The organism is Enterococcus sp. AZ095a (genome assembly GCF_050546735.1).
GTDB lineage: Bacteria > Bacillota > Bacilli > Lactobacillales > Enterococcaceae > Enterococcus_D > Enterococcus_D entomosocium.
Map to the genome: position 1 here is coordinate 460,633 of NZ_CP172953.1, position 12,859 is coordinate 473,491.

Genomic DNA, 12,859 nt, shown 5'->3' on the forward strand with positions numbered 1-12,859 from the left:
CACTGGGGTCACATATCTATGTGACCCCAAAGATTTTTATGGAGGGACGCGTAATGGAACAAGTGGAAATAAAAAAAACAAAAAATAAAAATAGTCTTTATGCAAAAGAGCACAAAGTTGCTTTCTTGTTCGTTCTACTTCCAGTTTTAGGATTTATTTTGTTTTCATTGATACCTTTGGGCTATTCGGTTTATGCTGCCTTTACAGATTGGAACGGTCTAGGGCAAATGAATTTTATCGGTCTTGAGAACTTTCAGAAGCTTTTTAGAGATGAGTACTTCTATAAGACGATGTTTAATACCGTCTTTTTGATGTTAGGGATTCCAATCGGTTTGATTTTGTCATTTATGCTAGCATCAGCACTGAGCAGAGGAATTAAAGGAACGACGATTTTTCGAACAATCTATTATATTCCAGTCATCTCATCATTAGCAGCCATTTCGATTTTGTGGCAATGGGCTTACAATGGTGATTTTGGTTTAGTCAATCAGGTCTTGGATATCTTCGGTATCAGCGGCCCTAACTGGTTGCAAAACCCATCAACAGTCAAACCGGCAATTATTATTATGTCTGTTTGGAAGGGCTTGGGTTATTCTATGCTCTTGTACTTGGCAGCGATTCAAAGTGTACCAAAAACCTTTTATGAAGCAGCAGAATTAGATGGTGCTTCTTCTTTTCAAAAGTTTCGCAATATCACTTGGCCGATGGTTAGACCAGTCACTTTCTTTTTAGTCGTTACGAATATTATCGGCGGCTCACAAATCTTTACGGAAATAAACATTATGACACCAACTGGCGGACCACAATATAGCAGTGCTACGGTCGTTTGGTATATCTGGCAAAAAGCTTTCAGAAATTGGCAAATGGGTTATGCAAGCAGTATGGCGTTGATTCTAGCAGTATTGGTTTTTGTGATAACAGCATTCCAATTCTATATGAACAATCGTTCAAGCTATAAATTAGATTAGGAGGGAAAAGAATGAAAAAACTGAAAATAAGCAACGTACTCATTATTTTAATTCTCTCCCTTGGAGCAGTTATTATGGTGGGGCCGTTACTTTGGATGATCTCAACATCGCTAAAAGACCGAGCTGGCGTCTTCCAGCTGCCACCTCAATGGATTCCAGACCCAGTACAATTTGATGCGTACAAACGTTTATCTGAGCTGGACACTTTGTTCTCAGGGATTAAAAATACAGTGATCGTTTCACTTTCTGTAACTGTTGTAGGTACTCTGACATCCAGTTTAGCTGCCTTCTCATTTGCCAAATTACGGATGCCGCATAAAGATGCGCTATTTCTAATCCTTTTAGCCGCTTTGATGATTCCCTATCCAGCGGTGATGATCCCGCAATTTATGATGTTCTCCCAAATTGGCTGGGTTGATACGTTATTACCATTGATCATTCCGGGAATGTTTGGGAATATCACTATGATTTTCTTTTTGCGACAATATTTATCTAATATTCCTGATTCGATCGTTGAGGCGGCAAAAATTGATGGTGCGGGCTATTTACAAACCTTTATCCAATTGATTTTCCCGTTGATTCGTCCAGCAGTTGCTGCTCAATTTATTTTATGGTTTATGGGCGCTTGGAATGACTACTTAGCACCATTGATCTACTTGAATAGTCCAGAAAAACAAACATTGCAAGTAGTGATCGCAAACCTAAATGCCGCCTATGCTATTCAAACGGATTATCCGTTGATTATGGCAGCTTCCGTTGTTTCATTACTTCCGGTTTTGATCGTATTTATTATTTTCCAAAAGCAAATTATCGAATCAGTTGCACTTTCTGGAATGAAAGGGTGAGTAGATGTTTCTAAAAGCAATGAACTGGCTAAATGCATTCGTACTTCTGATAGAACTAAATATTTTGTGGCTTCTAGGTATTTTAGCTGGTTTTTTTGTGGTCGGCTTTGTTCCAAGTACTGTTGCTGTCTTAACGATTCTAAATAAAGAGGATCTATTTACAGGCTATTACTCTTATATAGAAGTATTGACTTTATTTTGGAAAAACTATGTGTCAGCTATTCGCTTATACAAATGGCGGGTCTTTATATTTCCACTTATTCTAGGCATTCTCTATTTGGAATTGCTGATTGTGCAGCAAAGTGATCTAATGAGAGCATTTTTCCAATGGCCACTTTTGTTTTTGTTCAGTTATGTGATTTTAGTATTGATCAATTTATCCTTAGTTACTCGATTGAGTAAAGATAAGTGGCGGAAAAAAGCCGTTTTTTCATTGACGAGTCCATTCTTGTTACCAAAAGAATCTTTTCTTTGTCTTTTGATGGTTCTTACATTTTCAATTGTTAGCATGGCGTATCATTGGTTCTTTTTTGTCGCAATTTCAATCTTTTTGTACAGTGCCAGCAAGTGCTTGTTGTCAGGCTATAGCAAGAAAGGATTGTTAAAATCATGATCAAAAAATTTCTTTTCTCGTGTGTTCCTCTAATGATTCTTTTATCTGGCTGTACTGCTTCTGCAGTTGAAGAAGTCTTATCCCCTCCTGAGTTTGCCGATGTTAGTGTCCATGACCCATCGGTGATCAAAGCGGATGATACGTTTTATATTATTGGTTCACATATGCAATTTGCCAAGTCTCAGGATTTGTTGAAGTGGGAGCAGATATCTAATTCAGTATCTGAAGATACTCTATTTGAGAATATTCGAGAAGAATTGGCGGAAGAATTTGAGTACGCACAGACAGATACGTTATGGGCTAGTGATATCCAACAGTTTAAGAATGGAAAATACTATTTGTACTATTGTTTGTGTCAAGGAACTTCACCGCTATCCGTAATGGGAGTGGCGGTATCTGACTCTATTGAAGGTCCTTATGAAAAAGTCGAATCTTTTCTTTATTCAGGAACCTCTCCGCAGTTTGGTGAAGCGTACAATGCAGCGATTCATCCAAATGCGATCGATCCTCATATTTTTTATGACAATGAAGGGAAATTATGGATGGTCTATGGATCATACTCAGGCGGGATTTTTATCCTAGAAATGGATGATGAAACGGGTTTGCCTAAAGATCGCAATTCTTACGGAACACATTTGATGGGCGGAAATCACAGTCGCATCGAAGCACCATACATTCAATATAATCAAGAAAATGGCTACTATTACTTGTTCACTTCATTTGGTGGGCTAGATGCAGACGGTGGATACAACCTTCGAGTCGCGCGGTCAAAGAAGCCCGATGGTCCTTATGAAGACAGCCAAGGAAATCCAATGGCTGAGGTCAAAGGGAAATTTGGAACGGTTTTTGATGACGCAAGTATTCAAGACTTCGGAACTAAAATTATGGGGAACTTCCTATATACCGAAAATACGAGCAATGAAGGGGTGGGCTATGTTTCGCCAGGTCACAACTCGACCTATTATGATGAAGAAACCAATCAATATTACTTGATTTTCCATACACGTTTTCCAAATAGCGGAGAATATCATTCTGTGAGAGTCCATCAAATGTTTTTCACAGAAGCAGGGTGGCCGGTTGTTTCTCCATTGAGATACAGCGAAGAAACGATTGCTGATTATACAAAGAATCAAGTTACGGGTGCCTATACGCTGATTTCCTTTGACAAGTTTTTAACGGATGATTTGAAAGAACCACAGGAAATTACAGTTGAAAAAAATGGCACGATCAATGGTGATCGCACTGGAACATGGGAACTAGCGGAAAAGAATAGTCAAGAAGATTCAAGTGTGGTTATAGATGGCACTGTTTATAAAGGGAAGTTTCTTTCCGGCTGGGATGAAAATCAGCAAAAGCAAGTAATGACATTTACAGGTACCTCAGAAGCAGGAGTACCATTATTTATTGTTAGGAATGAGGAGTAAGGTATGGCAAAAGCAAATGCAGAGACAATACAAAATCCAATCGTGTATGAACGAGCAGACCCTTGGGTATATTTACATTCCGATGGTTACTATTATTTTACAGGTTCAGTTCCTGGATATCAGTCGATTGAACTTAGACGAGCGAAAAGCCTCAATGAACTGGAAGATGCAGAGAGAAAGACGGTTTGGCAGGCACATGAATCGGGACCAATGAGTGAATTGATTTGGGCACCAGAAATTCATTTCATCGCTGATAAGTGGTATATCTATTTTGCCGCTAGTGATAATGAAGAGATCAGAAATGAAAATCATCATCATCGAATGTTCGTGATCGAAAATAATTCAAGTGACCCTTTTGAAGGGGAATGGGAAGAAAAAGGACAAGTCATCACGCAATTTGAAAGTTTTAGTTTAGATGCAACCGTGTTTGAACATCAGGAGAAACTTTATTATGTTTGGGCGCAACAAGATCCAAGAATTCCAGGAAACTCTAATCTTTATCTATCAGAAATGGAAAATCCATGGACACTAAAAGGGAAGCAGCTTTTACTATCGATCCCTGAATATCCTTGGGAACAGATTGGTTTCATGGTGAATGAGGGACCGGCCGTGCTTAAACGAAATGGTAAGATTTTTATCACTTATTCGGGCAGTGCTACAGATGAAAATTACACTATGGGATTATTGTGGACAGACGAAAATAGTGATTTATTAAATGGGTTTTCTTGGCAAAAATCCCAAGATCCAGTCTTTCAAACGTCAGAACGGAATTCTCAATATGGACCGGGGCATAACTCTTTTACAAAAGGGGCAGATGGTGAGGACATTTTAGTTTATCATGCAAGACCAGAAAAAAATCAGGCAGGCGATCCTCTGGCAAACCCGAATCGACATGCAGTTGCACAACCATTCACTTGGGATGAAAAAGGATTCCCAGTCTTTGGTGAGCCGGTCGCAAACAATAAATTAGAGATGAAGGTGAACTGATTGACGATTAACATTCAAAACACAAAATCAGGAACAACGATCAGTAAATATATCTACGGTCATTTTGCAGAGCATCTAGGCCGTTGTATCTATGAAGGATTATACGTTGGAGAAGATTCGCCGATCCCAAATAAAAATGGGATGCGGATTGATGTGGTTGAAGCACTGAAAAACATTCAAATCCCTGTGCTACGTTGGCCAGGCGGCTGCTTCGCCGATGAATACCATTGGATAGACGGGATTGGTCCTAAAGAAAACCGCAAAACGATGGTCAACACCCACTGGGGCGGCGTGACTGAAAACAATCATTTCGGGACCCATGAATTTTTTGAATTGATCAAGCAGTTGGAATGTGATGCGTATGTCAACGGCAATGTCGGCAGCGGAACGGTGCAAGAAATGTCGGAATGGGTGGAATACATCACGATGGATGGCATTTCTCCGATGGCTGATCTTCGCAGAGAAAATGGCCATGAAGAAGCGTGGGAAATGAAATTTTTTGGCGTAGGAAACGAAAACTGGGGCTGCGGCGGCAATATGCGGCCAGAGTATTATGCGGATCTGTATCGCCGTTATCAAACCTATGTCCGCCAATACGGCGACAAAAAAATCTACAAAGTCGCCGGCGGAGCGAATGTCGCAGACTATCATTGGACAGAAACGCTGATGAAAAACGCCCATTGGTTGATGGACGGCCTAAGCTTGCACTACTACGTTCATCCGCAAGGCTGGGAAGAAAAAGGTAGCGCCTTGGAATTTGATGAGGCAGAGTGGCAAGTGACCTGTGAAAAAGCAGCCTACATGGATGAATTATTGACCCGCCACAGCGCGATTATGGACCAGTATGACCCAGAACAGCGTGTGGGAATCATTGTTGATGAATGGGGCACTTGGTTCTCAGCAGAACCTGGTACGAATCCAGGCTTCTTATACCAACAAAATACGATCCGTGATGCCATGGTCGCAGCGATCACCTTGAATATTTTCCATAAACATGCCAAGCGAGTGCATATGGCAAATATCGCACAAACCGTCAACGTCCTGCAGGCGATGATTTTGACAGATGGCGAACAAATGGTGAAAACCCCAAGCTATCATGTCTTTGATTTGTACAAAGTCCATCAAGATGCTGAAACCATTGATAGCCATGGAACCAGCAGCGATACCATTACGTATACGATTTCGAAAAAAGAAGATACGATCCATCTATCGGTTTGTAATTTTGCTACCCAAGGCACGGAAGAATTATCCTTCTCCCTTGAAACAGCGATCAATGAAGTGAAAGAAGCTCGTTATATCGTGGGAAACAAAATGAACGCACACAATGATTTTGATCATCCTGAAGATGTGGTGATCCAAGACTTCACCGCTTACAATGTTGAAGAGAACAAAGTCAGCTTGCGGGTGCCCGCAATGAGTGTTCTAACGATCTCATTGACAGTCTGATCCCATGACTTGTAAAGGATGCGAAGTGAAAGATGCTGCGGCAGCAGCACAGGAAGACATTGAATCCTTGATTGCAGAACAACTTTCTTTAGAAAGCGACTTGGCTTCGCCGGAGATCGTCAGTAGGAGAATCGTTGTTTGTGAGACTTGTCCATTGCGATTGAATCATACCTGTACCAAATGCGGCTGCTTTTATCGGTTTCGCGCAAATTTAGCTAAGAAAAACTGTCCTGCAGGAATGTGGGAACAAACAGGGCAGCTCGTCAAGTAGCTGTCCTGTTTTTATAAAATAGAATAAATCAATTAGGAGATGAGGGAAGACATGACAGCGATCAATGGGGTTCATGATCCTACGATTATTGAACATGAAGGCACCTTTTATTTATATTCAACGGACACCCAACAGCCCAAAACGGCTGGTGTACCAATTCGTCGTTCAAAAGATTTGATCCATTGGCAATTTGAGAAACAGGCATTGTCAGAAATGCCTGAACCAGCAGTAAAATGGAGCAAGGCTCAAGGACTATGGGCACCGGAAGTTATTCGCTATAAGGACGAATTCCGTATGTATTATTCTGCTTCGACATTCGGCAGTACCACTTCTTTTATTGGCTTAGCTACAGCAACAGATCCTTTGGGCCCTTGGGAAGATCAAGGAGAGGTTATTAAAACCAATGCTACTCTTGCACAGCATAACGCGATCGATGCCAATATTGCTTTTGACCGCTCGGGTGAACAGTGGTTTGTCTATGGTTCTTTCTTTGGCGGAATCTATATTGCTCCATTGAACAAAGAAACTGGAAAACTTCAAGAAAAGAGCTATGGCCAACGGATTGCTTTTCGTCCGAAAACAGTTGATACTGCTATTGAAGGCCCATTTGTCTATTATCATCCTGAAACCGATTATTATTATTTGTTTGTTTCTTTCGACTCCCTTAACGATTCGTATAATATCCGTGTCGCCCGAGCAAAAGAAATTACAGGGCCATATCTGGACTGGCATGGTACGGCCATGACGGATCAAGAGAAGACGCCAACCGAAGTAGGGACTAAACTGTTGGGCAGTTATCAGTTCTCAGAAGAACCAGTTGTATATGCTCCTGGTCATAATTCGATCTTTACGCAAACCAATAAAGAAAGCTTCGTTGTGCATCATGCACGGAGAAAACCCTTCAGTGACCAATTCTATTTACAAATACGTAAACTCTATTGGCTAGAATCAGGTTGGCCAGTAATCTCTGCTTCAATCTATCAGGGAAGTGTTTCACGAATGCCAGAGCAGGAAACTCTGTTAGGAAAGTGGGAAATCATCCAATTTGATCACGAGTCTCAAGTTATATCTTCTCAACAGCAAGAAATAACAGCATTAAAAAAAGAAGGACGAAGTTACTTGTGGGGAGAAAATGAATTTGTCCCATATTATGAGTACATCGACCAAAAAGAAAGGTTGTTTTTATCTGGAATCAATGATCAAGGCGTTGCGTTTCTTGGTCGAAAAGTGTACGAAGAATAAAAAATAAGCAGCACAATGGGCAGGTTGCATTGTGCTGCTTATAAACGTATACTGCTGCCGGTTTTACTAAATACTGCCTTTGAATAATCGGACACCATGAGTAGGAACCTCAGCATTGGCAATTGTTTGTTCTTTTTGTTGCCATAACTCAGTGCCGTTTTTAAGTGGTAGTAAATCAGTGATCGATTTTGGGATGGTTTGCGTTTGATCAGAAACATTGAAAATGGCATAGTAGACTGCTGTGTCGCTCAACGCCTCCCAAATGATCCACTCTTGATCACGATAGAACTCTTTTTTCGTATAAATTTTTCGATACATTTCTAAGACTTCAGTATTCGTCAATAAACGTAAGGTAAAGAGATCGATGTCTGGTAAAGTACCACCAAACATCAATGGAGATTGGAAGATCGTCCATAAACTCATCAATAAGTATTGCTCGTCTTCCGTAAAACGTGTCCAGCTGTCACCACCGCCACCATCAACTGCCCGAATGCCGATATGACCCAACGGCAACATATCACAGTCAGGCCAGTTACCTGGACGGACGAAAGGTGCCCACTCTGCTGCTCGGTCAAACATGGCGTAAAGGGCATCCCAATGATCCCAAAAGTCATCCGTCAAGCGCCACATATTGGCATGATTTTGAAAGAAACTACCATTTTTGAGGGCAGCTGGTCCGGGAGACAAAGAAAGGACGATCTCTCGACCGGATCGATCGATTGCACGGCGAATCGCTTTGATTTCTGCTTTATGGGCATCACCGTAAATTTTCGAATCGCCGATATCATCCACCTTTATAAAGTCAACACCCCAAGAAGCATATAATTCGAGCAAAGAATCATAATAAAGCTGTCCTTCAGGCAATGAAACATCGACCCCATACATATCGGAATTCCAAGGGCAGATTGAATTCATAGCAATGTCCCGTGCCCGTTTATCCGTTCCTTTGATCGGCGTATTTTGATGAACTGCTTGTCGTGGAATGCCGCGCATGATATGGATACCAAACTTCAGCCCTTTTTGATGCAGATAGTCACCAAGTTTTTTGAAACCAGCGCCATCTTTTGCTGAAGGGAAACGATTTTCAGCAGGAATCAAGCGAGAATAGTCGTCCATACACAACGGATAAAAATCATTGTACCTTGTAGACTTTGCTTCTGGTTCGCTCCATTGAATATCCACGACGACATACTCCCAACCATAAGCTTTCAAATGCTCTGCCATAAAATCGGCATGGGCGATCACTTCTGCTTCGGTCACAGAAGCGCCATAGCAGTCCCAAGAATTCCATCCCATTGGGGGTGTTTGTGCAAAATGTAAAAAAGACATCGATTTCCTCCTAGTACGTTTTTCTTATAGTATAGTAAGCAATAAAAAAGAGAGGGAAAGTTTTGTCTACTAGAAATAAAAAAGAAAGAAATCGTCAACGAATGAAAAAGGAGTTGATCAATAGTGTTTCCACAAGAAACAAACTATGCGAAGATTACAGCATACTATAGTGTTGCCCTTGAGCGTTTTTCCATGAATCCACATCAACACCCAGCGTGTGAGATCATGTTTGTGACCAAAGGGAAGTGTAAGATAAAGGTGCAAGATCAAGTAATTGTTCTGGAAAGAAATGATTTCGTTTTCATAAATGCGTTTGTGGAACACGCCTTACTCGTTGAAGGAGATTCCTGCACATTACTGAATATTGAATTTCTTCTGAGTGAGACACCGTCCGCCCTTTGTGTTCGTGATGTTTTTGCATACATCAAAGGAAATGTACAATGGAATGAGCCTTACGCGAAAAGTCGCGATGTCCGCCAATTTGGACAAGCGATCAAGTCATTGCTGCAGCTGCTAATGATCGATGATACTCAAGAGCAACCGTCTGCTGAACGGCAATTTACGATCGAGCTCTTGTTTAAGCGGATGCTGATGGAATTAGCCTTTTCATTACGTACGAAAGAAACCAAACGGGGCAATTGCTATGTGAACGCTGCGATCAACTATATTCAACAGCATTTTGATGAAGATATTCAAGTCTCCCAAATCGCAGCGGCGGTGGGGATTACGAAAGCTTACTTGCATAAACTCTTTCATGAGCAACTGGGAGTGACGGTCAACCATTTTCTCACCAGTGAGCGTCTGAAACAGGCAGCATTTTTACTAAGCAATAGTCAGCTGCCAATCGTCGAAATTGCCGCTCAAGCAGGATTCAACAGCAGGCAGCACTTTACCAATACCTTTAAACAGAAAAAAGGCATGAGTCCTAAAGCCTACCAGCTCTTATATAAGCAAACGATCAAAGAGGAGGCAGGGCAACATATCACAGGAGATGATCCGAACTTTTTATTAATGAAGTAAATATGAATTGAATGATCAAGCATAAAAAAGTAAAAGAACAGGAGAACGTAATGAAAGAATTCGCATTAAAAAAGGTACAGCTCACGGACGAGTTTTGGCAAGGATACCAAGAGCTTGTTCGCAAAGAAACGATTCCTTACCAATACCAAGTCCTAAATGATGAAATCGATGTAGATGTTCAAGCAGAACGGGAAGATCCCAATTTGCCAGCTGGGAAAAGCCATGCCTTGGCGAATTTCCGCATCGCTGCAGGGCAAATGGAAGGGGAACATTTTGGCTGGTTTTTCCAAGATAGCGATGTCTACAAATGGATCGAGTCGGCTGGGTATAGCTTGTTGAATACTAGCGATCCGCAATTGGAAAAGACAGTAGATGAAGTGATTGACTTAGTTGCTGCTGCGCAAGAAGCGGATGGCTACTTAAATACCTTCTTTCAATTGACCCGACCGAAGTTAAAATACCGTCAGCTGTATTTCAGTCATGAACTTTATTGTGCCGGGCATCTAGTCGAAGCGGCTATCGCTTATGATCAAGCAACAGGCAAGGATAAATTACTGACCGTGGCAGAGAAAAATATCGCCAATATTTGCACGTATTTTGGGCGGGAGCCTGGAAAAATTCAAGGTGCTGATGGCCATCAAGAGATCGAATTGGCACTGGTGCGTTTGTATGAATACACTGGTAAACAAACCTATTTGACATTAGCTGATTTCTTTCTTGAAGTACGTGGGGAAGATCCTGCCTTTTACGAAAAAGAAATCTTGAAAAACCAAGCGGATGGCTTATCAGATGAAACACCAAGGGTAGACCTCACCTATTTACAAGCCTACGATCAACCTAAAAAGCAGCATGAAGCCAAAGGTCATGCGGTACGAATGCTGTATATGGCAAGCGGGATGGCAAAAGTCGCCCAGCATACCCAAGATCAAGCATTAATCGACGCTTGCGAAGCGATTTGGGAAGACATCGCCTGTAAGAAAATGTATGTGACCGGTGGCGTCGGCTCAACCGTTCACGGGGAAGCCTTTGTCGGTCCCTATGATTTGCCGAATGATACGATGTATTGTGAAACTTGTGCAGCTATTGCATTGGTGCAATTTTCTTTTGAGCTGTTCAAACTAACCAAGGAACCAAAATATTTAGCGACGATGGAACGAGCGTTGTATAATAGCGTCCTTTCTGGTGCGGCAATTGACGGCAAACACTTTTTCTACGTGAATCCTTTGGAGGTCAATCCCCAACGAGATCAAGAAAATCCTGACAAAGGCCACGTCAAAGCCCAACGACCTGATTGGCTCGGTTGTGCGTGTTGTCCGCCGAATTTTGCGCGGATGGTCGCTTCGCTGCAGCGCTTGGTTTACACTTGCGATCAAGAAAAGCTTTACGTGAATTTATTTGTGGCAAGCCGTTTAGAAGAACCTGACCAATTTACGTTTGAACAAACAGGCGGGTTTCCTTTTACAGAGGACCTCACGATTCGCTATCAAGGTATTCCAAAGACGCTCATCATCCACAAACCTAACGGACTAAGTAAGTTTCAAATCGATAGTGAACACGAATGGCAGGAGACGAACGAGGCAATCATCTTTGAGGCAGTCGAAAACGTGACGGCCAATATCCGTTTTGAACAACCATTGCAAATCTTGCGTGCGAATCCTCAGGTTATTCAAGCTATCAATCAAGTCGCATTGCAACGAGGACCCTTCGTGTATTGCATAGAAGAAGCCGACAATGGTCAAGCACTCTGGCGTTGCCGCATCGACCCACAGGCGCTGGAGGCGACCTTTTCGAAAGAGGATACGTTGTTGCCAACTACTTTATGTTTGGCGATCAAAGGCTACCAAAGCGAAGAATGGTCGGGAACACCCCTTTACGAAGAACGAGCGGAAACGGTCATACCTCGTACGTGGCAACTGATCCCATACCATTTATGGGGCAACCGGGGCATAGGCGAAATGCGCGTTTGGCTGCCGCTCGTTGGAAAGGAGTAAGAAGTAAGCAGGGCCAAAGAGCTTCCCTAAAAGGAGGCTCTTTTTTTCTATGTAAAAATAACGGGAAAAGTTCGCTGTATATGAGTACGTTATTGTATTTTTGATGTACTCAATCAGGTACGCTATAATTATATCAAGAAAAGGAGGAGTGGCAATGGCTAATACAACGATGAATCCTAGCACTGCTCGTAAAAATTTTTATCAGTTATTGAAAGATGTAAATGAAAACCATACTGAAATTGAGATTATTAGTGATCGTAGTGGAAACAATGCGGTGTTGATTGCGCTAGAAGACTGGAGAGCGATTCAAGAAACCCTTTTTCTTGAGCAAACAGGTACTCTAGAAAAGGTACGAGACCGCGAAAAAGACGACAGTGGCTTTACGGATATCGATGATATTGATTGACAAGCTCTTTGATGAGGAGCGATACAGTCACAATCAAAAACTCTGCGAAAGTGGATCTAAGGAAAATCAAACAATCGAATTTAAAAAAAACAGTTTGAAGAAGTGATTCAGGCCTTGAAGGAAGATCAATATATGCCCACGCAGTCTTTTGAAAAGCTGAGACCTACACATGAAGGCAGATATTCACGTAGGCTGAATAGGCAACATCGAGTGGTTTACAAAGTTGATGAGGAAAATAAAGTTGTGGAAATTTATTCTGCATGGACACATTATGAATGAAGTGTGAAGAGCTGATTTTTTAGCTAGTTGACCAAGAG

The 12,859-nt window shown here is 41.7% G+C and carries 12 protein-coding genes and 1 pseudogene; 12 read left to right on the top strand and 1 reads right to left on the bottom strand.

Going from position 1 to position 12,859, the window contains the following annotated elements; translation table 11 throughout:
• The first annotated feature begins 53 nt into the window (after positions 1-53).
• The 8 genes from IGJ26_RS02170 to IGJ26_RS02205 are packed head-to-tail and all read left to right on the top strand — an operon-like array spanning position 54 to position 7,796.
• Positions 54-968 (top strand): carbohydrate ABC transporter permease, encoded by a 915-nt coding sequence (locus tag IGJ26_RS02170; RefSeq protein ID WP_034872060.1) that lies wholly within the window; start codon positions 54-56, stop codon positions 966-968.
• An 11-nt stretch (positions 969-979) separates the two neighbouring features.
• The gene (locus IGJ26_RS02175; RefSeq protein WP_005232200.1) at positions 980-1,813 is read left to right on the top strand and encodes a carbohydrate ABC transporter permease; all 834 of its coding nucleotides are present in this window, start codon (positions 980-982) and stop codon (positions 1,811-1,813) included.
• Positions 1,814-1,817: 4 nt separating this feature from the next.
• Complete coding sequence (locus IGJ26_RS02180) at positions 1,818-2,426, top strand: DUF624 domain-containing protein (RefSeq protein WP_005232198.1); 609 nt, start codon at positions 1,818-1,820, stop codon at positions 2,424-2,426.
• Positions 2,423-3,850, top strand: coding sequence for a glycoside hydrolase family 43 protein (locus tag IGJ26_RS02185; protein WP_430599821.1), 1,428 nt, complete (start codon positions 2,423-2,425; stop codon positions 3,848-3,850). Before IGJ26_RS02180 ends, IGJ26_RS02185 begins: the two co-directional genes overlap by 4 nt.
• Before the next feature lie 3 nt (positions 3,851-3,853).
• The gene (locus tag IGJ26_RS02190) at positions 3,854-4,837 is read left to right on the top strand and encodes a glycoside hydrolase family 43 protein (protein ID WP_016619669.1); all 984 of its coding nucleotides are present in this window, start codon (positions 3,854-3,856) and stop codon (positions 4,835-4,837) included.
• Positions 4,838-6,283 (top strand): alpha-N-arabinofuranosidase, encoded by a 1,446-nt coding sequence (locus tag IGJ26_RS02195; protein WP_430599822.1) that lies wholly within the window; start codon positions 4,838-4,840, stop codon positions 6,281-6,283.
• Positions 6,284-6,287: 4 nt separating this feature from the next.
• The gene (locus IGJ26_RS02200; RefSeq protein WP_005232191.1) at positions 6,288-6,554 is read left to right on the top strand and encodes a DUF6171 family protein; all 267 of its coding nucleotides are present in this window, start codon (positions 6,288-6,290) and stop codon (positions 6,552-6,554) included.
• A 51-nt stretch (positions 6,555-6,605) separates the two neighbouring features.
• A complete protein-coding gene (locus tag IGJ26_RS02205; protein WP_034872059.1) occupies positions 6,606-7,796 on the top strand; it encodes an arabinan endo-1,5-alpha-L-arabinosidase in 1,191 nt (396 codons plus the stop codon).
• Between the two features lie 66 nt (positions 7,797-7,862).
• Here IGJ26_RS02205 and IGJ26_RS02210 read toward each other — a convergent pair whose 3' ends face one another.
• Positions 7,863-9,125 (bottom strand): glycoside hydrolase family 27 protein, encoded by a 1,263-nt coding sequence (locus tag IGJ26_RS02210; RefSeq protein ID WP_016611390.1) that lies wholly within the window; start codon positions 9,123-9,125, stop codon positions 7,863-7,865.
• A gap of 120 nt (positions 9,126-9,245) precedes the next feature.
• Here IGJ26_RS02210 and IGJ26_RS02215 point away from each other — a divergent pair, with 120 nt between their 5' ends.
• From IGJ26_RS02215 to IGJ26_RS02230, 4 genes and pseudogenes are all read left to right on the top strand, one after another.
• Complete coding sequence (locus tag IGJ26_RS02215) at positions 9,246-10,145, top strand: helix-turn-helix domain-containing protein (RefSeq protein ID WP_061053701.1); 900 nt, start codon at positions 9,246-9,248, stop codon at positions 10,143-10,145.
• A gap of 50 nt (positions 10,146-10,195) precedes the next feature.
• A complete protein-coding gene (locus tag IGJ26_RS02220; RefSeq protein ID WP_034872057.1) occupies positions 10,196-12,136 on the top strand; it encodes a glycoside hydrolase family 127 protein in 1,941 nt (646 codons plus the stop codon).
• 154 nt (positions 12,137-12,290) lie between these two features.
• On the top strand, positions 12,291-12,542 hold the full coding sequence (locus IGJ26_RS02225) for a type II toxin-antitoxin system Phd/YefM family antitoxin (protein ID WP_034872056.1): 252 nt from the start codon (positions 12,291-12,293) through the stop codon (positions 12,540-12,542).
• Positions 12,543-12,553: 11 nt separating this feature from the next.
• Positions 12,554-12,821 (top strand): annotated as a pseudogene (locus tag IGJ26_RS02230) (Txe/YoeB family addiction module toxin).
• Positions 12,822-12,859: the final 38 nt, after the last annotated feature.